Source organism: Paraburkholderia phymatum (assembly GCF_040965635.1).
Lineage (GTDB): Bacteria > Pseudomonadota > Gammaproteobacteria > Burkholderiales > Burkholderiaceae > Paraburkholderia > Paraburkholderia phymatum_B.
Genome location: NZ_JBFRCH010000002.1, coordinates 332,759 through 352,486, shown reverse-complemented (window position 1 = coordinate 352,486; position 19,728 = coordinate 332,759). Strand labels below are relative to the sequence as shown.

At 62.8% G+C, this 19,728-nt stretch carries 18 protein-coding genes; 4 read left to right on the top strand and 14 right to left on the bottom strand.

Annotated features, from left to right (window positions below):
* Nucleotides 1-1,478: 1,478 nt before the first annotated feature.
* Nucleotides 1,479-1,769 carry a hypothetical protein gene (locus AB4Y32_RS05005; protein WP_368720259.1) on the bottom strand — a complete coding sequence of 97 codons (291 nt, stop codon included), beginning with the start codon at nucleotides 1,767-1,769 and terminating at the stop codon, nucleotides 1,479-1,481.
* Between AB4Y32_RS05005 and AB4Y32_RS05000 the strand changes: the two genes are divergently transcribed.
* The 4 genes from AB4Y32_RS05000 (at nucleotide 1,768) to waaA (ending at nucleotide 6,843) form a co-directional block, all read left to right on the top strand.
* On the top strand, nucleotides 1,768-3,162 hold the full coding sequence (locus tag AB4Y32_RS05000) for a phosphomannomutase/phosphoglucomutase (protein ID WP_368720258.1): 1,395 nt from the start codon (nucleotides 1,768-1,770) through the stop codon (nucleotides 3,160-3,162). The genes AB4Y32_RS05005 and AB4Y32_RS05000 overlap by 2 nt on opposite strands.
* A gap of 157 nt (nucleotides 3,163-3,319) precedes the next feature.
* Entirely contained in the window at nucleotides 3,320-4,360 is a 1,041-nt protein-coding gene (gene waaC / locus AB4Y32_RS04995; protein ID WP_368720257.1) for a lipopolysaccharide heptosyltransferase I, read from the top strand.
* A gap of 208 nt (nucleotides 4,361-4,568) precedes the next feature.
* Nucleotides 4,569-5,453, top strand: a complete 885-nt coding sequence (locus tag AB4Y32_RS04990) for a Kdo hydroxylase family protein (protein WP_368720256.1) — start codon at nucleotides 4,569-4,571, stop codon at nucleotides 5,451-5,453.
* A gap of 88 nt (nucleotides 5,454-5,541) precedes the next feature.
* Nucleotides 5,542-6,843, top strand: a complete 1,302-nt coding sequence (gene waaA, locus AB4Y32_RS04985; RefSeq protein WP_368720255.1) for a lipid IV(A) 3-deoxy-D-manno-octulosonic acid transferase — start codon at nucleotides 5,542-5,544, stop codon at nucleotides 6,841-6,843.
* Nucleotides 6,844-7,033: 190 nt separating this feature from the next.
* Here the strand turns inward: waaA and AB4Y32_RS04980 are convergent, their stop codons facing one another.
* The 13 genes from AB4Y32_RS04980 to urtC all read right to left on the bottom strand — a co-directional run bounded on the left by AB4Y32_RS04980 (nucleotide 7,034) and on the right by urtC (nucleotide 19,727).
* On the bottom strand, nucleotides 7,034-8,071 hold the full coding sequence (locus AB4Y32_RS04980; RefSeq protein ID WP_368720254.1) for a GSU2403 family nucleotidyltransferase fold protein: 1,038 nt from the start codon (nucleotides 8,069-8,071) through the stop codon (nucleotides 7,034-7,036).
* 482 nt (nucleotides 8,072-8,553) lie between these two features.
* On the bottom strand, nucleotides 8,554-10,005 hold the full coding sequence (locus tag AB4Y32_RS04975; protein WP_368720253.1) for a sorbosone dehydrogenase family protein: 1,452 nt from the start codon (nucleotides 10,003-10,005) through the stop codon (nucleotides 8,554-8,556).
* 458 nt (nucleotides 10,006-10,463) lie between these two features.
* Complete coding sequence (ureG, locus tag AB4Y32_RS04970; RefSeq protein ID WP_368720252.1) at nucleotides 10,464-11,105, bottom strand: urease accessory protein UreG; 642 nt, start codon at nucleotides 11,103-11,105, stop codon at nucleotides 10,464-10,466.
* A gap of 25 nt (nucleotides 11,106-11,130) precedes the next feature.
* A complete protein-coding gene (locus AB4Y32_RS04965; RefSeq protein ID WP_368720549.1) occupies nucleotides 11,131-11,811 on the bottom strand; it encodes an urease accessory protein UreF in 681 nt (226 codons plus the stop codon).
* Nucleotides 11,798-12,427 carry an urease accessory protein UreE gene (gene ureE / locus AB4Y32_RS04960; protein WP_368720251.1) on the bottom strand — a complete coding sequence of 210 codons (630 nt, stop codon included), beginning with the start codon at nucleotides 12,425-12,427 and terminating at the stop codon, nucleotides 11,798-11,800. Before ureE ends, AB4Y32_RS04965 begins: the two co-directional genes overlap by 14 nt.
* A gap of 1 nt (nucleotide 12,428) precedes the next feature.
* Nucleotides 12,429-14,135 carry an urease subunit alpha gene (gene ureC, locus AB4Y32_RS04955; RefSeq protein ID WP_368720250.1) on the bottom strand — a complete coding sequence of 569 codons (1,707 nt, stop codon included), beginning with the start codon at nucleotides 14,133-14,135 and terminating at the stop codon, nucleotides 12,429-12,431.
* Nucleotides 14,136-14,186: 51 nt separating this feature from the next.
* A complete protein-coding gene (locus AB4Y32_RS04950; RefSeq protein ID WP_368720249.1) occupies nucleotides 14,187-14,492 on the bottom strand; it encodes an urease subunit beta in 306 nt (101 codons plus the stop codon).
* 12 nt (nucleotides 14,493-14,504) lie between these two features.
* On the bottom strand, nucleotides 14,505-14,807 hold the full coding sequence (gene ureA, locus AB4Y32_RS04945; RefSeq protein ID WP_090864636.1) for an urease subunit gamma: 303 nt from the start codon (nucleotides 14,805-14,807) through the stop codon (nucleotides 14,505-14,507).
* 77 nt (nucleotides 14,808-14,884) lie between these two features.
* Nucleotides 14,885-15,688, bottom strand: coding sequence for a transporter substrate-binding domain-containing protein (locus tag AB4Y32_RS04940; protein WP_368720248.1), 804 nt, complete (start codon nucleotides 15,686-15,688; stop codon nucleotides 14,885-14,887).
* Between the two features lie 224 nt (nucleotides 15,689-15,912).
* Nucleotides 15,913-16,794 (bottom strand): urease accessory protein UreD, encoded by an 882-nt coding sequence (locus tag AB4Y32_RS04935; RefSeq protein ID WP_368720247.1) that lies wholly within the window; start codon nucleotides 16,792-16,794, stop codon nucleotides 15,913-15,915.
* Nucleotides 16,795-16,827: 33 nt separating this feature from the next.
* The gene (gene urtE / locus AB4Y32_RS04930; RefSeq protein ID WP_368720548.1) at nucleotides 16,828-17,520 is read right to left on the bottom strand and encodes an urea ABC transporter ATP-binding subunit UrtE; all 693 of its coding nucleotides are present in this window, start codon (nucleotides 17,518-17,520) and stop codon (nucleotides 16,828-16,830) included.
* A gap of 156 nt (nucleotides 17,521-17,676) precedes the next feature.
* Nucleotides 17,677-18,540, bottom strand: a complete 864-nt coding sequence (urtD, locus tag AB4Y32_RS04925) for an urea ABC transporter ATP-binding protein UrtD (protein ID WP_368720246.1) — start codon at nucleotides 18,538-18,540, stop codon at nucleotides 17,677-17,679.
* Nucleotides 18,537-19,727, bottom strand: coding sequence for an urea ABC transporter permease subunit UrtC (urtC, locus tag AB4Y32_RS04920; protein ID WP_368720245.1), 1,191 nt, complete (start codon nucleotides 19,725-19,727; stop codon nucleotides 18,537-18,539). The genes urtD and urtC overlap by 4 nt, the downstream gene beginning before the upstream one ends.
* Between the last annotated feature and the right edge of the window lies 1 nt (nucleotide 19,728).

The window sequence follows — 19,728 nt, the reverse complement described above, 5'->3', positions numbered from 1 at the left end:
ATGGCGGCGCGTTCGATGTTCAACCGTATTCGCGTGCATGCAGCACGTGGGCAATGACGGCTCGCGTGAGGGCGAGCACGAGACGGGCGGATTCTCGGGTGAGCACGTCACACCGGTATCGCGCTTGATGGCGTGTGAAAGGATTGATGTGCGCCCTGAGCGGCGCGTCGCAGACCGAAGCGATCGATGAGGTCGATCGTTTCAAGACGCAACGGAAGCCTACTGTCCGCAAGCGGACAATCGAGGCATGCGGATGATCCCGGTCGCACCGGGAAGCAACGCATGCCTTCGGATAGGCCTCATTTCACAGGGAGAAGTGATGCGTGCTGCTCGCACGCGCGAAAAAGTGCATTCCGCGCGAAATGACGCACGACCCTCGAGTCGATGAAGAGAACGTGCGTGACGGATCCGCGCTCGTTGCGAGCGCAAGCAGGAGGCACGCGCAGATTAAGCCGCGTGCGTTTCATGGTGGTGTGCTGCGAGTGGCAGCCAGGAAGATGTTTTCGCCAGACGGACTACGGGAGCCGTGCCCGAGGCGTTCTTTCGATGCGTCAGAGACGCGACAACAATGGCTACGTTAGCACAGTGTTTTGCAGTTGCAAACTAAATCAGGCATTCACGCATCGGTGCCTCGGAAAGCTACCCAAAAACATGTCTCTTTTCACATGTTGAATCGGTTTAGTCCCTCTCGACGCGTTGCTGACCCGACTTGCCTTTACGCCGCAAGCGGATTGGCGCCATTACGCCGCCCTCGAAATCGCTCCATAGTGCCGGCCCGTGACAACCTGCTCTGTCTTCTTTGCGGTTGGGGCTGCGTCTAACAGCGGTGCGTGCAAATGCCCATTCCGGTTGAGCGATCCCAACGGAAGGCAGGCACGGCAAAAATGAAGTCTTGAAGAGAACCGCGCAAGAGTGAATGCCGACTGCCTCGAGCAGCATTTCACTTTTTTGGGCGAAACCGCCCCCAAACCCCCAAGAAGAGGCTGGATAGGTCGATGCTCGTGACGTGAGCGAACGGTGCGCTGATTAAATGTCAATCGCATGGGGCACGTCAAGCGCTTTCTTCGGGCGCGGCGTGAATGTCGTCCAGGCGATTGCGTAACCGTTATTCAACCGTCCCCCGACCGTCCCCAGAGCGACAGACCAACCGCCATGCGCTAATTACGATGGCGGGTAGTTCGACGTTTCGCGTCTTATCGCGCCGCATCGATCAGGTCTTGCCGGGGCCATCGCTGCCACGCGACATCGCACACGGTGGGTCGCGCTTTGACGGGCTCCTTGACGAATTGCGCGCGAGGCACGCGAACCTCCTACCGAAGGACATCGGCTTCCAGGGAGTCCAAGGTCGGATGACGGATGTCTTTGGCTGGCAGGATGCACGTGATTTGTCCGTGCCCAAACACACAGAAGCGGATCACCAAACAGGCCAACAGGCGGTGACGCCTGCTTGGCGCGTGCAGACCGGACTGAAAAGAGGTTTACGGCAGCGCGCGTGACGTCGGAATCCGCGAAACGTTTAAGCGCCAGCATCCGTCATGGCGTCCGTCTGCGGGCACGAGTGGTGCGAATTGTCGGTATTTTGGCGTGACCAGCCGATCATGCGATGCGGCAACCTGGTGAGCGCGGGGCATCCAGGCATTAGAATGGAGCAATAAGGCGTCGCTGAAAAGCGCATTATAAGTTTTATCCGGACCGCTTCCGGCAAGGCACAGCGCGATGACCACGCCGTGTCGAACATATTTCCATTGCACGTAAGTGAGCCAATCCATGATCTCGCAATCCATATTCAAGGCATATGACATCCGCGGAGTGATCGGCAAGACGCTCGACGCCGAGGCCGCCCGTTCGATTGGTCGCGCCTTCGGTAGCGAAGTGCGCGCGCAGGGCGGCGACGCCGTTGTAGTCGCGCGCGATGGCCGTCTCTCCGGACCCGAGCTGATCCAGGCACTGTCCGATGGCCTGCGTGCGGCAGGTGTCGATGTGGTGAACGTCGGCATGGTGCCCACGCCCGTCGGCTACTTCGCGGCCAGCGTTCCGCTCAAGCTCGCGGGTGGCGAACGCCACGTCGATTCCTGCATCGTCGTGACGGGCAGCCACAATCCGCCTGATTACAACGGCTTCAAGATGGTGCTGCGCGGCGCGGCCATCTACGGCGACCAGATTCAGGCGCTCTACAAGCGCATCACCGAGAACCGCTTCGAGAGCGGCAGCGGCAGCTATCAGGACTACGACATCGCCGATGCGTACGTCGAGCGCATCGTCAGCGACATCAAGCTCGCGCGGCCGCTGAAGATCGTCGTCGATACGGGCAACGGCGTCGCGGGCGGTCTCGCGCCGCGCCTCTTCAAGGCGCTCGGTTGTGAACTGGTCGAGCTGTTCACGGATATCGACGGCAACTTCCCGAATCACCATCCCGACCCGGCACACCCGGAAAATCTCCAGGACGTGATCCGCGCGCTGAAGGAAACGGACGCCGAAATCGGCTTCGCATTCGACGGCGACGGCGATCGCCTGGGCGTCGTCACGAAGGACGGCCAGATCATCTATCCGGACCGCCAGCTGATGCTCTTCGCCGAAGAAGTGCTCTCGCGCAACAAGGGCGCGCAGATCATCTACGACGTGAAGTGCACGCGCAATCTCGCGAAGTGGGTGAAGGACAAGGGTGGCGAGCCGTTGATGTGGAAGACGGGCCACTCGCTCGTCAAGGCGAAGCTGCGTGAAACGGGCGCGCCGCTTGCGGGTGAGATGAGCGGCCACGTGTTCTTCAAGGACCGCTGGTACGGCTTCGACGACGGCCTGTACACGGGCGCGCGTCTGCTGGAAATCCTCGCGCGCGTGCAGGACCCGAGCAAGCTGCTCAACAGCCTGCCGAACTCGCACTCGACGCCGGAACTGCAACTGAAGCTGCAGGAAGGCGAAAATTTCGAACTGATCGCGCGTCTGCAGAAGAGTGCGAAATTCCCGGACGCCGATCAGGTCGTGACGATAGACGGTCTGCGTGTCGAGTATCCGGACGGCTTTGGCCTCGCGCGTTCGTCGAACACGACGCCCGTCGTCGTGATGCGCTTCGAGGCCGACAACGATGCGGCGCTCAAGCGCATTCAGGAAGATTTTCGCCGCGTGATCCTGGCGGAGAAAGCGGACGCGAAACTGCCGTTCTGATCCTCTCTGGATGCCGGGTGCGGCTACGTGCCGTACCCGCTCGTAGTCGGCCTGCAGTCGGACAGAGCGGCAGAACCGGACGCGGCGCAAGGTATGTTTACCGCGCCGCGTTTTTTCATGTTGTTTGCGCCGGGCGCGCTAAAATTGCGTCCTTTCCATGCATCCTGACGCCGGATCAGCCGGCGTTCTCCCCTTCTTGAGCGCGCAAAAGATACTGATCGTGAGAGTGTCGTCGCTGGGCGACGTCGTTCACAACATGCCCGTCATCGCCGACATTCGCCGCCGCCATCCTGACGCGCAGATCGACTGGCTCGTCGAAGAGAGCTTCGTCAAGCTGGTGGAACTGGTGCACGGCGTGCGGCGCGCGATCCCGGTATCGCTGCGGCGCTGGCGCAAGCGCATTCTCTCCGTCGACAACTGGCGCGAGATCGGCGCATTCCGCCGCGCGCTCGCCGCCGAAAAGTACGATCTCGTGATCGATTGCCAGGGGCTCATCAAGACCGCGTGGATCGCGAAGATGGCGCGCGGGCCGCTCGTCGGCCTGGGCAATCGCACGGACGGCGCGGGCTTCGAGTGGCCCGTGCGCTTTTTCTACGACCGGCGCGTACCGATCGAGCCGCGCACGCATGTCGTCGAACGCACGCGTCAACTGGTGGCCGCGGCGCTCGGCGACCCCGCGCCGCAGCCCACCGACGAGATCGACTTCGGCCTCGACACGCGCCGCGCGGCGCTCGCGCTCTCCGAAGCGCAACTGAATCTGCCCGTGCCGTATGTGGTGTTCGTCCATGCGACGTCGCGCGCCGACAAGCAATGGCCCGATGCCGCGTGGATCGAGCTCGGGCAGTCGCTGGTGCGGCGCGGCGCCTCGATCGTATTGCCGTGGGGCAGCGACGACGAGCGCGCGACGAGCGAGCGTCTCGCGAAGGAATTCGGCGCGGCCGCGATCGTGCCGCCGAAACTGTCGCTGCCGGCCGTGGTCGGTCTGATCGAGGGCGCCGCGGCGACGGTCGGGGTTGATACAGGTCTCGTTCACATCGCAGCCGCGCTGAAGCGGCCGACGGTCGAGTTGTACAATTTCGCCACTTCATGGCGTACGGGCGGCTATTGGTCGCCGAACGTCGTGAATCTCGGCACGGCGGGCCACCCGCCGACGCTGCAGCAGGTGAAATCCGCGCTGGCCGGGTTCGGCCTGCTCTGATGCGGCGCGGCGATGCCTGGTGGCCGCGTGCCGTATCCGTGGGCGCATCAGGCGCTCCGTGCATGCGTCCCATGCGTGTATCCCATGCGTGCGTTCCGTGTCGCAGCCGGATGCCGCGATGCGCAGCAGGAAGGGCATGGGTACACGGCGCGGCACCCGTGGCCAGTCGTTGCGCCCGCCCGGTTCCATCCGCTTTGAAAAGGCGATCATGAACGAATCCCAGATCATCGAAGTAGCAAGCGCCGACTGGCACGGCAAGAACCTGTCCGTGCCGCGCGAGATGCTGCTCGCCGGCGTCGAGCGTGGCAAAGTGCTGTATTTCCCGAACCTCGCTTTTGCGATCGACGGCGGCGAGCGCGCGTTGCTCGATCCCGCGCTTGCCGATCCGAAGCGCAAGAACATCAGCCTCGAACCGAACGGCGGCGCGCTGCATGGCGTGCTCGGCGACGCCGTCACGCAGTCGGCCGTGCGCGCGCTGATTGCGCGCTATCAGTCGAATGCGCGAATGCTCGTCGACGGACTCTTTCCCGAATACATCGGCAAGCTGCGCGTCGCGCCGACGAGCCTGCGTCTGCATCAGGTGGAGACGCGTCAGACGTCGTGGCGCAAGGACGACAGCCGTCTGCACGTCGATGCGTTCCCGTCGCGTCCCAACTATGGCGAGCGCATCCTGCGCGTGTTCACGAACGTCAATCCGAACGGCACGCCGCGCGTGTGGCGCGTGGGCGAGCCCTTCGAGGACATGGCGAAGCGCTTCCTGCCGCGCATCAGGCCGCAGATGCCGGGCTCCGCGTGGCTGATGAATCTCGTGCACGTGACGAAGTCGCCGCGCAGCGAGTACGACCATCTGATGCTGAACCTGCACGACGGGATGAAGGCCGATCTCGACTATCAGAAGTCGTCGCCGCAAGAGACGATGCCGTTTCCGCCCGGCAGTGTGTGGGTGTGCTTCTCGGACCAGACTTCACACGCGGTAATGTCCGGGCAGTTCATGATGGAGCAGACCTTCTTCTTGCCCGTCAAGTCGATGGCGCAGCCGGAGTGCGCGCCGCTCGGCATTCTCGAACGCCTGAAGGGCAGGGCACTGGTTTGAACGGCGCGCCTGCTCCCGTTCACCCGATGCCGGGCGCTTCGTGCGCGGCCACGTTCATGCGGGCCGTCATGCCGCGCGTGGAAGCACGATGCTGAGGGTCGTCTATAACGCGCTGTGGTGGCTGATCGCGCCGCTGGCGGTGTTGCGGCTCTTCATCCGGTCGCGCAAGGAGCGCGGCTATCGCGTGCATATCGGCGAGCGCTTCGGCTATGCGCGCGGCCGCGTGCCCGAGGACGACACGCCGTTGATCTGGGTGCATGCCGTGTCGGTGGGCGAGACGCGCGCGGCGCAGCCGCTGATCGACGCGCTCATCAAGGCGCGACCCGATGCGCGCATCCTGCTCACGCACATGACGCCGAGCGGCCGCGAGACGGGCGTGCAGATCTTCGGCGACCGCGTGCTGCGCTGCTATCTGCCGTATGACATGCCGCATGCCGTGCGGCGTTTTCTGAAGGCGTGGCGGCCCTCTGTCGGTCTCGTGATGGAAACGGAAGTGTGGCCGACGCTGATCGACGAATGCCGTCGCGCGGACGTGCCGCTCGTGCTGACGAACGCGCGAATGTCGGAGCGCTCGTACCGGCGCGCGGCGAAGTTCGGCAACGCGACGCGCGGCGTGTTCGGCGGTTTCGCGCGCGTGCTCGCGCAGAGTCCGTCGGATGCGACGCGGCTTTCCGCCTTGGGCGCGCGCAACGTGTCCGTGCTCGGCAATCTGAAGTTCGACATGAACACGCCACCCGAACTCGCCGCGCGTGGGCATGCGTGGCGCGCGGCCATCGGCGCGCGTCCCGTGTGGGTCGCGGCGAGCACGCGCGAGGGCGAAGAGGAACTGGTGTTGCAGGCGCTCGACGCGCTCGGTATCGACGATGCGCTGCTGATACTCGTGCCGCGTCATCCGCAGCGCTTCAACGAAGTGGCGGCGCTCGTCGAGAAGAAAGGCTTGCGTTGCGAGCGCCGTTCGGAATGGGCGCCCGCAGGCGCGGTGGCTGCGGGCCAGGGCGCCGCGAAAAACTTGCCGCGCGACGTGAAGGTGCTGCTCGGCGATTCGATGGGCGAGCTGGGCGCTTACTACGCGGCGTCGGACGTGGCGTTCATCGGCGGCAGCCTGTTGCCGCTGGGCGGGCAGAATCTGATCGAGGCTTGCGGCGTCGGCGTGCCCGTGCTGATCGGGCCGCACGTGTTCAACTTCACGCAGGCGACGGCTGATGCAGTGGCCGCAGGCGCGTGCGTGCAGGTCAAGGATCCGGCCGATCTTGCTCGCGTATTGCGCGAACTGTTCGAAGACAAGGCGCGCCGCGTGGCGATGGGCGGGGCTGCGTCGGCGTTTGCTGCGCGCCATCGAGGCGCGACTGCGCGGACGGTTAATGTGTTGACTACGTTGTTGCCGGAGTGATGGCTATCGCAGCGGGCGGCCTTCGGCGCGGGTGGTCAACCTGGTCAATGTTCGCCGCATTGACGCGCGCGCACCACACCGCGATATCGCCCCGGGGCAAAATCGAATCCCGCAGACGAACCGTCCGGTGCACAGTTCGGCGTGCCAATCGGCGCAATGGCACGGGCGTATTGACGAGCCCTCTTCAGTTCTACGTCTCTGCGCTCAAATCAGCCAGAAAGTCCCGAGCACGCTCTGACAAGTTGGGTACAAGAGTTAGGGTTTGGGCCGCCGCCGCCCTAACTCGTGTACGTGCGGCCTTCTCCAGTTCATTGGCAGCAATCGTCAACCAGTCTGGAAACCGCTCCGTCAATGCATCAATCAGCGTTGCGGCTTGCCGTTGATCCTTCTCCGCCTTAAGGGCGCGCGACGGGTCGCGAAGTGTGCTCACGACAAGCTTGTGGAGAGCAAACCTCGCGGGGTCCGGCAGCATTACCGGGACGACATGTTCCTTCCCGAGGATGAAGCCGCGCGCTGGATTCGAGACCAGATACCCGAAGTACGGGAGCCCAGTCGCGTGTGCGCGCAACTGGGGCAGGGCTTTCGTCTCATATGCCTCGGTACCCGGCACGAGCAAGTCGACGTTTAGGGGCTGTCCTCGCGCCTTGAACGAGGGTGATGGCTTTCGTGAATCCAGTTCCGGCACCTCAGGAAAGGGAATGCCGATGTCACACAGGATGTCGAGAAAGCTGCGGTCTTCCGGGATCGCCACCGCGATAGAGCCCGTGCTTCCGATGTCGATGGCCTCGGTCCTGTAGTTCGCGGGCAGACGAATGCCGAGACCGTTCAGGAGTGCGCCAAACGCGTGAGAGCCGACAAGCACCCCGCCGTGGCTGAAGATGCCGGCATTAAAGAGCGTTGCGATGGTTAGTGCTGCTGAATTGCCGGCAGCAGCGAAGCCTGCCTTACGCAAAATCTGGGCGTCAGCGGCGAGCGAGCGCATGTCCGCGCTCTCAAGCATTTTCGCCTCAAGTGCCGCGTCGGTAGCCGGTTCGCCAGTACGGCCCAGTGAGGTTTCCCTGTGCTTTCCCGAAGCGAGATACACCCTCCAGTACGTGTAGGTTTTTCCATCGACGGTTTTTTGAGCTGCCGAACCGGGAGAATGCAACGGAATAAGCGGTTGTGCACTGGCCCGTTCGGTGACCGAGGAATACAGAGTTTGCAGTGCTTCGTTATGGAAGTTGGCCATATCGGCGCTCCCTCCTTATACCTTATTATTTCATAGTAGGGTATAGGAGCGGATGCGTCAAACTTTATACCCTGTTATTACAATTGTAAGGTATAAATTGATCCGTTGACTTTCGAAACGCATCGGATCATTAGGCGCCCCAGCGCAACGAAATGAAAATCTTGGTGGTGATCTGCGCCGACAATCGGCTTGGAAGCGTTCGCCCGGTTACTCTGAGAACGGCAGTGGGCGAGTTTTCGAGAGGACGGACATGAAGGACCTGATCCGTGCGATCTGGGCGTCAGCTACACAGGTTTTGTTCGCGAATTAGCCGAACGAAATACCGCCTGGCATGCGCGGCGCGGCTCATTTGCAAGACCACTTATACGGGTTGCCGGCGCGATGTTCGATGCCTGTCAATCGATTTCCGCGCCGGCTTCGTGTGCACGTCCTTCCAAGTGTATGGATACTTGCTCCATCTAAGTTTTCCCGGTACCCGCGAACTACTGATGCGTGATTCGGCGAATGGTGCTCGTGACCAGGTCCACGTAAAACAGATCGCCGTTCGGACCGGCCTTCAAGTCCACCGCTCCGCCCTGAAGGCCTTTGGCAAATGCCTGTGGCTGTGGCAGGGACGTATTGCTCGGCGGCGGCATCTGAATCATCCAGATGCATTTGCGCAGGTAATCGCCGAAGTACAGCGCGTTTTTATAGATGGCCGGATAGGTCGTGCTGCTGTTATCCGTGAACCCGATGGCCGATATGACACTGCCGTTCTGATCCGGACCGCCGCCCGACGGCCTGCCGCCACACGTCTTCGCCTTGCTGTCGGCTGGAGTGACATAACTTCCATGCGCATACGCGAAAAACGGTGCAGACGCGCTCATGCCCGCACAGTAGCTTACGTTCCCCGTGTTCGCCGGGTTCTGATAGTCCGGCTGTGGTGCTGCCGCGCCCGTTGCCGGGTCCCATCCTTCGAAGCACGGCCAGCCAAAGTTTTGCCCGGCATTGCTCAGATGATCGATCGACTCCCACGCGTTCCAGCCTACATTGCCAATGTACAAATCGTGGTTGACAGGATTGACCGCAAACCGGAAAGGATTGCGCAACCCTGTTGACACGACTGCTATGCCCGGAGTGGGAGCGCTCAAATTCGTGACGGCGAGAATCACTCCATCTTTGTAGGGTTGTGCATTGAGTTGCTGACTGCGAAACGCACCCTGCGGGAGGTTCATGCCGTCACCGCAAGCGGTATCCAGTTGACCGTAGTCGACCGTGTTGAAACTCGCGCCATCGCCCGCGCTGACATACAACGTTGTATTGTCAGAGCCAAAAGCCAACCCGCCGATGCTATGAGACGTGTAGTAAAAGCACCAGGGCTGACTGGACGCCGTACTGGACGGAATGAGCTTGGTCTCGGTCACCGTCCCATTTGCCGACGACAAGCGGGACAGCTGCCCGCCTGTAACAGCAACAACGTTTCCGCTACAGACCACCCCCGGGGAAGGCGTCGTATAAAGCACGTAGACGTTTTGTACGTTCAGCGGGTCGACCGCAAGCCCGAGAAGCCCTCGGTCCGCGTCGTTGCAGACTTCACTGCTGAGGTCGGCCAGTTGCGTGCACGTTGACGCCGACAGATCGCATTTCCAGACCTTGCCACCCTTTTCAGCAACGAACGCGAGCGTCATGTCTGCACTGAAGCTCAGCGCGGTCGGCTGGTTGAGGCAGCCGCTGAAGAGAATCTGTTCGGTAAAGCCTTTAGGAAGCGTTGGCTGCGGTCGAGTAATAGAAGGAGGTTTGCATGATATCGTCGGACCTGGACCAGACACGACCTGCGCCTCCGATTTCACTGGAGTAGTCGCAAGCGCTACATCGAAGATCAAGGACACCAGCAATATTGCGAGGCCCAGCAGACGCTGGATTTGATCGGTCGAACTTCTTGTGAGGCGCACCATCTCGTCCTCCCGCTTTCGACTGAACGACGAGTCGACTCATTGAAGGACCTGCATTCGCAGGCGACCCACCACGGGTAGGAAGCGCGCTATGAGGGAAACCAGCGTTGGTCTACCGAAACCCATGATAGGTCTTACCCCTTACATGAGCAAATTTTTGCAGCACCCGCACGTCAGATCTGGCGCGGCAAGAAGGAAGTAGTGGATAGCTGTTTCGACGGTCACGATGAATGACAAAATGGCCAGGCGTCCTGATAAGCGCCTGGCCTTCAAAGCAGTTCGGCGCTGTCCGTGCCGGCTGGCAGTTCAGATCAGCCCCCAAGCGGGTTCGGAACTGCGTCCGATAATGAGCATCCCGCATGCCCGAGGACGCGGGCCCGGTCTGCGATGTAGCGCAGGTCGAATCCCGCGCGCTTACAATTTTCTGTCTGCGCTGCGCAGAGCGTCGCAGACACAAAAACTCAAACGCCCAACAACCCCTCCTTCTCAACAAACGCAATCACCTGATCCAACCCCTCGAGCGCCTTCAGATTGCACATCACGAACGGCCGCGCGCCGCGCATCTTCTTCGCATCCGACGCCATCACGTCGAGATTCGCACCGACCATCGGCGCGAGGTCCGTCTTGTTGATCACGAGCAGGTCCGACTTCGTGATGCCCGGCCCACCCTTGCGCGGGATCTTCTCGCCGCCCGCGACGTCGATCACGTAAATCGTCAGGTCCGACAGTTCGGGGCTGAACGTCGCGGCCAGATTGTCGCCGCCCGATTCGATGAACACGATGTCCGCATCGGGAAAGCGCGTGAGCATGCGGTCGACGGCTTCGAGATTGATCGACGCGTCCTCGCGGATGGCCGTGTGCGGACAGCCGCCCGTCTCCACGCCCATGATGCGCTCGGCGGGCAGCGCACCCGCCACCGTCAGCAGACGCTGATCTTCCTTCGTGTAGATGTCGTTCGTGATCGCGACGAGGTCGTACTTGTCGCGCATCGCCTTGCACAGCATTTCAAGGAGCGTCGTCTTGCCCGAACCGACAGGGCCGCCCACGCCAACGCGCAGCGGCGGCAGTTTCTTCGTGCGATGCGTGTGATAAGCAGCGTTCATGATTCGATTGAGCGAAAGCGAAAGGCTATGAGCGGAAAAGCCGCGAATACTGCGACTCGTGACGCGCCGACAGAATGCCGAGTTGCGGCGCGAACGTGTTGATATCGTCGGGCGAAGTGGCGAGCGCCTTGCTGACGGCAGCGTCGATCGGCTCGCGCAACGCGACGATGATGCGCTGTCCCGCGAGTTGCCCTAGCGGCACGGCCTTCAGCGCCGCCGCCGTCTGGTTCTCGACCCAGCTGAACGCATAGGCAGCGAGCGCGGCATCCGTGGCGGCATCGTGCGCGAAGGCGGCGAACGCGAATGCCGTCGGTTGCGCAATCGGCGCGATCGACGCGAGCGTCGCGCGACGTTCCTTGTCGCCCCATTCGAGCGACGCGCACAACTGCCGCAGCGACCAGCCCATCTGTTCCGTCTCGCGACGCAGCTCCATCGACTCGCGGCTCGCGAGGAATTCGTGATCGGCTGTTTTCAAAGCAACAGCATCGTGCGCGCGCCAGCGTTCGATCTGATGCGCGAGAAACGGCAGCTCGCCGTGCGCGAGCACGTTCGAAAGGCCGCTTTCGATCCACGCGCGTGCGCTGTCAGCGTCCGTGACCAGTTGCGCTTCGATCGCGGCTTCGAGCCCTTGCGAATAGCTGAACGCGCCGATCGGTAGCGCCGGCGACGCGAGATGCAACAGCGCGGTCAGTTCAGCGATGCGCATGACGATGGCCATGATCGTGATCGCACGACGACGAACCGCAATCGCCGTGATCATGGTCATGACCGTGATCGTGCGAATGCGAGTGTGCATGCGCATGACCATGATGCTCGCCATATACCTGCTGCGCGAGCGCATAGTCTTCGGCGAATGTCTCGTCATGTCCGTGCCGATGGCCACCGCCATACGCGCCCGTTTCAGGCTGGAATGGCATCTCGACATGATCGACGGATGCACCCAGACGCTTCAGCATGTCGGCGAGCACGGGATCGTATTCGAGCTTCAGATGATCCGCGCCCACTTCGACGGGCGTATGCCGGTTGCCAAGGTGATACGCGGCGCGCGTGAGCGTCAGCGCATCGGGCGCACGCACGACCAGCACCGATTCAGGCGCTGCGACGACGCGCACGAGCGCGCCATCGTCGGCGACGAGCACATCGCCATCGCGCAGCACCGTGCCGCGCGGCAGCACCAGCGCGACCTCTTCGCCGTTGTCGAGCGTGGCGGCAAGACGGCTCTTGCAGCGCGCATCGAACGCGAGCGTCAGTGTCGGCGCGCGCTTGATCAGGACGGGCGCGAGCTTGATATGGGCGCCCAGCAGTTTGTCTAACGTACGCATATCAGAACAGGAAATAGCGTTGCGCCATCGGCAGGACCTTTGCCGGCTCGCAGGTCAGCAACTGTCCGTCGGCGATCACCTGATACGTCTCGGGATCGACGCTGATCGACGGCTGCCACGCGTTGTGGATCATGTGCGCCTTCGTCACGTTGCGGCAGTTCCTCACTGCAACGATACGCTTGCCGAGACCATAGCGCCCGGCGATGTCGGCATCGAGCGCCATCTGCGACACGAACGTCAGCGACGTGCGCGCCAATGCGCCGCCGCGCGTGCCGAACATCTCGCGATAGTGCACGGGCTGCGGCGTCGGAATCGATGCGTTGGGGTCGCCCATCTGCGCCATCGCGATCATGCCGCCCTTCAGGATCAGCGCGGGCTTGATGCCGAAGAACGCCGGCTCCCACAGGACGATGTCGGCCCACTTGCCCGGCTCGATCGAACCGACCTCGTGCGCGATGCCATGTGTGAGCGCCGGGTTGATCGTGTACTTCGCGACATAGCGCTTCGCGCGGAAGTTGTCGTTGCGCGCGTTGTCCTCGGGCAGCGTGCCGCGCTCCACCTTCATCTTGTGCGCGGTCTGCCACGTGCGGATGATCACTTCGCCGACGCGCCCCATCGCCTGCGAATCCGACGACAGCATCGACAGCGCGCCGAGATCGTGAAGAATGTCCTCCGCTGCAATCGTCTCGCGGCGGATGCGCGATTCGGCGAACGCGATGTCTTCCGCAATCGACGGATCGAGGTGATGGCAGACCATCAGCATGTCGAGATGCTCGTCGAGCGTGTTGACGGTGTACGGGCGGGTCGGATTCGTCGACGACGGCAGCACGTTCGCCTCGCCGCAGACCTTGATGATGTCGGGCGCGTGACCGCCGCCCGCGCCTTCCGTGTGATACGTGTGGATCGTGCGGCCCTTGAACGCGGCGACCGTCGCTTCGACGAAGCCCGCTTCGTTCAGCGTGTCCGTGTGGATCGCGACCTGCGTGTCGGTGTCGTCGGCAACCGACAGGCAATTGTCGATCGCGGCGGGCGTCGTGCCCCAGTCCTCGTGCAGCTTCAGGCCGATCGCGCCCGCCGCAATCTGTTCGAGCGCGGGCGCAGGCGTGCTCACGTTGCCCTTGCCGAGAAAGCCGAGATTCATCGGATAGCCGTCGGCGGCCTGCAGCATACGCTCGATGTGCCACGGACCCGGCGTGCAGGTCGTCGCGTTCGTGCCCGTCGCGGGGCCCGTTCCGCCGCCGAGCATCGTCGTCACGCCGCTCGCGAGCGCTTCATCGATCTGCTGTGGGCTGATGAAATGAATGTGCGTATCGACGCCGCCCGCCGTCACGATCATCCCTTCGCTCGCGATCACTTCCGTCGCCGCGCCGATCGCGATCGTCACGCCCGGTTGAATGTCAGGATTGCCCGCCTTGCCGATGGCCGCGATGCGGCCGTCCTTGATGCCGATGTCGGCCTTGACGATGCCCCAGTGATCGAGAATCAGCGCATTCGTAACGACGGTATCGACGACGTCGGCCGCGACGCGCTGCGACTGGCCCATGCCGTCGCGAATCACCTTGCCGCCGCCGAATTTCACTTCTTCGCCGTAGATCGTGTAGTCGCGTTCGACTTCGATCAGCAGGTCCGTATCCGCGAGGCGCACGCGGTCGCCCGTCGTGGGGCCGAACATTTCCGCGTATGCGCGGCGGCCAATGCGTAGTGTCATGTCATGAGGTTCCGGAAGTGGCTCTTGCAAAAGCGGGACGCGGGCAAGAGATCAAAGCTTGCCCATCACCTTGCCGTTGAAGCCATAGACGACGCGATCGCCCGCCAGCGCGACGAGTTCGACGGTGCGCTCCTGGCCCGGCTCGAAGCGCACGGCCGTGCCCGCTGCGATGTTCAGACGAAAACCGCGCGCCGCTTCGCGATCGAACGACAGCGCCGCGTTCACCTCGTAGGAGTGATAGTGCGAGCCGACCTGCACGGGGCGGTCGCCTGTGTTCGACACCGTGAGCGTGATGGTCGCGCGGCCCGCGTTGAGTTCGTGCTCGCCGTCGTCGGTAATCAGTTCGCCTGGGATCATGAGCGTGCCTCTTCAGGCAATCGGGTGATGGACGGTCACGAGCTTCGTGCCGTCGGGGAAGGTGGCTTCGACCTGGATGTCGGGGATCATCTCGGGCACGCCTTCCATCACGTCGTCGCGCGTGAGCAGCGTGGTGCCGTAGTGCATCACTTCGGCGACCGTCTTGCCGTCGCGCGCGGCTTCCATCAGCGCGGCCGTGATGAACGCGACGGTCTCCGGATAGTTGAGCTTGAGGCCGCGTGCGCGTCGCCGCTCCGCGAGCAATGCGGCCGTGAAGATCAGGAGTTTGTCTCTTTCGCGTGGGGTCAGCTTCATCGCATTCGTCGTGTCTCGTTGTATCGCTTCATTTCGCCCGGGCCGCTTGACGATACCAGCATCAACCGACGTCGCGCTTACAGATCGGCGGGCAACGCCGTGCCGAACCACTTCTTCGACATCGCATCGAGCGTGCCGTCGTGCTTCGCTTGCGTGATCGCCGCATCGACTTTTTGCTGAAGGCGTGGCTCATTCTTGTTGAGGCCCACGAAGCACGGCGAATTCTTGATCACGAACTTTGGCTCCGGGCGGCGCGGCGGGTTCTTCGCGAGAATCGCCGAGGCGACGATGTTGCCTGCCGCGATCAGCTGGACCTGGCCTGACAGGAACGCGGAGATGGTTGCGTTGTTGTCTTCGAAGCGCTTGATCGTCGCGTTCGGCGCCATCTGCGTGAGCGCGATCTCTTCGAGTGCGCCGCGCGTCGCGCCGACCGTTTTGCCCGTCAGATCGGCGGGGCCATTCACCTTGATGTCGGCGGGACCGAACACGCCCTGATAGTAAGGCGCATAGGCCGTCGAAAAACCGATCACCTTCTCGCGCTCGGGCGTCTTGCCTAGCGACGAGATGACGAGATCGACCTTGTTTGTCTGCAGATACGCAATGCGGTTCGCGCTGTTGACGGGCACCAGTTCGAGCTTCACGTTCATCGATTTCGCGAGCAGCGCGGCAGTGTCGATGTCATAGCCTTGCGGCTTCAGATCGGGGCCGACCGAGCCGAACGGCGGATAGTCCTCGGGCACCGCGACCTTCAGGACGCCGGCCTTCGTGATGTTGGCGAGCGCGTCGGCGTGAGCGACGGGCGCGGCGAGCGCGAGCAGCGGCGAGAGCAGCAGGGCGGAGAGCCACGCGCGGCGCGGGCGATGGGCAGTCGTTCGGATCATGATGGCGAGGCTCTCTTGCGTGTGGTTTTTAGCGGACTCGTTTAGCAGGCTTGCGTGCTTGTGCGCGTACGTGGATATGCGGCATCGCGCGGCGCCAGTAGCAGCAAGGGCCATGCCATGCGGGGCTCCATGCGGATGTCGCCCGGTTTGCCGCGTTTCGCGCATGGGCCTGCACCACATGGGAGCATATCGACGCCCGAAGATGGTGCGCGGGAGAGATTCGCTCAGGTCGTCCAGAGACGCAGCGGCACGGCATCGACGCGATGGACGACGGGACGCAACCGCGTCCAGCATTGAATCAACGCTTGCTGGAGCGTTTCCATCGATCTCGCGATGCCCCGCACGATCATTACGCCGGGGCGCACGCATGAAGCGGCCGCGCGGATCGAGTCGTCGAAGGGCAGCTGGGCGGTGAGCGATTCGGCGAGCGCGTCGTCGCATTGCGGGCTGATCGCCCACAGCGTGCCGAACGCGGGAAAACGCGCGAGCCCTTGCGGCGCATCGCGCAACGGGTCGCTGGCGGCGAGCCTTGAGCGCTCGAACCACAGCAGTTCACCATCAGGCCCGACGATGCGCGATACCGCGCGCACATGTCCCGCCGACCAGGTCTCGCCTGCCGCTTGCCTGCCGAGTTGCGTCGCGTCCCAGCCGAGCGCGGTCGCGCCTTCGTCGAGCGTCAGCGAGAAGTCGAGCGAAGCGTTCGCGTGATCGAAAACGATGTTGTTCTGCGGCAGCCAGTCGAGCTTTGAATTCGCGCCGACGTGCATCGCGATGTGCTGATGCGCGGCGCGTCCGTTGGACTTGTACCACTTCGTTGCGCCGGGCGTCGTGAGCACGGCGTGAGTGTCGGCGTCGAGGTCTACGCGGATATCGAGCCGGTCGCCGCCCGCGATGCCGCCGGGAGGATGCACGATCACCGCGTGACAGATGGACGATCCTTCGGGATAGAGCGGACGTTGCAGCCGCAGCGGCCCTTCGTGCAGACGATGGGCGAGCGTCGTGCGGCTGCCATGTCGGACGAAGCCGAGTTCGAGCCGCGCGCGCCATTGGGCGTGCGCGGGATCCTCGATGGTGGCGAGCGTGGCGTGGTGTTCGTGCAGCGACATGCGGCGAGGATAGCAGCTAAGCAGTCTTTGCCGTTATACCGCGATCAGGCTGCGCACGCCGTCGCGATCCATGTCGACGCCTTCGCCGCCCGCGACGATTTCGCCTCGGCTCATCACCCAGTAGCGGTCGGCGATCGCTTTTGTGAAGTCGTAGTACTGCTCGACGAGCAGTACTGTCAGGCTCATTTCCTCGACGAGTTGACGCAATGTTCTTCCGATGTCCTGGATGATCGATGGTTGAATGCCTTCCGTCGGTTCATCGAGGATCAGCAGTTGCGGTTCGCTCATCAACGCCCGGCCGATGGCCAGTTGTTGTTGCTGGCCGCCGGACAGGTCGCCGCCTCGTCGTGCTCTCATGTCTTTGAGGACGGGGAAGAGGCTATAGATTCTGTCCGGAATTTTCTTTGGGGCTTTTCTGCTGGCTGCGCCGACCAGCAGATTTTCCTCGACGGTCAGTCGCGGGAAGATGTCTCTGCCTTGCGGGACGTAGGCGAGCCCTTGCGCGACGCGCGCGTGTGGGGCAAGCTTCGTGATTGGCGCGCCGCGCCACGTGATTTCTCCCGTTTTTGTTGGGACTACGCCCATCAGGCATCGCAACAGCGTGGTCTTGCCGACGCCGTTTCGTCCCAGCAGGACGGTGAGCTTGCCGTCGGGTACGGTGAGCTTTACGTCTCTCAGGATGTGGCTGCCGCCGTAGTACTGGTTCAGGTTATTTACTTCGAGCATTTGGGTCCTTTTTGCCATAGGCGTGAGGGGTGTGTCTGTGACGGCGTCTTGTTTGTCTCTGCGATGGCCTTTGTTTTGGTTTTTATGGCTTGCTGCCGGCATCCACCCCGCGAGGCGCGGATGCCATCGCAAAGGCAAAAACGGCGTCGCGGACAATTAACGCCCCAAATAACTCTCAACCACACCCGCATCCCGCTTGACCTCATCAAGCGTCCCATCCGCGAGGACACGTCCCTCGGCCATGACCGTAACCTTGCCGGTTTCACCGGCCAACGCAGCAACAAACTCCATGTCATGCTCGACGACCATCATCGAACACGTCCCGCGCAAATGATTGAGTAGCGCAGCCAGTTCCATCGTCTCGTCATCTGTCATTCCCGCCGCAGGCTCGTCGAGCAGCAACAGCGCTGGCTGCTGCATCAACAGCATGCCGATCTCCAGACGCTGCTTCTGCCCATGCGACAGCTCGCCCGCGGGCCGCAACGCTTCACCTTCCAGACGAATCAGCGACAACGTCTCCTCGATGCGCACCTGGGCACTCCGATCCAGCCGCGCCCGCAGCGATGCGAGCCAGCGCTTGTCGGTCTTCATCGCCAGTTCGAGGTTCTCCCACACGGGATGCTGCTCGAACACAGTCGGCTTCTGAAACTTCCGCCCAATTCCCGCGCGCGCAATCGACGGCTCGTTCATGCGCGTGAGGTCGATCGTCTGGCCCAGAAAGACCTTGCCCGAATCGGGCGCAGTCTTCCCCGTGACGACGTCCATCATCGTCGTCTTGCCCGCGCCGTTCGGGCCGATGATGCAGCGCAATTCGCCGACGTCGATCGACAGCGACAGTTCGTTCAATGCCCTGAAGCCGTCGAACGAAACAGTCACGTCTTCCAGATAGAGAATCGCGCCGTGCGATACGTCGATCTCGCCGGGCGTCACCGCGCGGCTCATCGAAGCGACGCCAGATAACGCGCGGCCATCGTGCTCTTCGGGCAGCGACAGGTCGGGCACCATCGGGTTTTCGTTCATCGGCGATTTCTCCTGCGTGTCGCGAGTTCGACCAGTCCCATGATCCCGTTCGGCAGCAGCAACGGCACCAGCACGAAAATCAGACCGAGAAAGAACAGCCAGTACTCCGCGAACCAAGCCGTGAAAAAGCTCTTCGCGCCATTCACCGCGAACGCGCCGACGATCGGGCCAATCAGCGTGCCGCGTCCGCCGACGGCGACCCAGATCGCCATTTCGATCGAATTGCCCGGCGACATCTCGCCGGGATTGATGATGCCGACCTGAGGCACGTACAGCGCGCCCGCGATGCCGCACAGCACGGCCGACACCGTCCACACGAACAGCTTGTACGCGAGCGGGCTGTAGCCGAGAAACATCAGCCGCGTTTCGCCGTCGCGCACGGCCGTCACGACACGTCCGAGCTTCGACGTGACGATCGCCCGCGCGCCGATGAACGACAGCACCAGCACCGCGAACGTCAGCAGGAAGAGGGCCGTGCGCGTGCCGGGATGCGTGATCGGAAAGCCCGCGATGCGCTTGAAATCGGTGAAGCCGTTGTTGCCGCCGAAGCCCGTTTCGTTGCGATAGAACAGCAGCATCGCGGCGAACGTCATCGCCTGGGTGATGATCGACAGATAGACGCCCTTCACGCGCGAGCGGAACGTGAAGAAGCCGAACACCCACGCGAGCACGGCGGGCACCAGCACGACCAGCAGCAGCGCGTACCACAGATGCTGCGTACCTTCCCAGTACCACGGCAGCCGGTGCCAGTCGAGGAACACCATGAAGTCGGGCAGATCGCTGCCGTACTTGCCGTCGCGGCCGATCGCTCGCATCAGGTACATCCCCATCGCGTAGCCGCCAAGCGCGAAGAAGAGCCCGTGCCCCAGGCTCAGGATGCCGCAGTAGCCCCACACGAGATCGAGCGCGAGCGCGGCGATCGCATAGCACATCAGCTTGCCGACGAGCGTCATCGCATACGCAGACAGATGGAATGCGCTCGTCTCGGGCAGCACCAGCGCGCTGAACGGCACGCCGAGGCCGATCGCGACGATCAACGCGATCAGCAGTTGCCACGCGCGTCGCGACAGAAGAGCAGGGCGCGGCGGCAAGCCGAGCGCGAAGCCGGACAGACGTCCGCGTTCGTTCGCGTGAGCGCCGCTGCGCGAATCGACGGAAGTGGCAGCGGATGAAGTCGCGGATGTCATG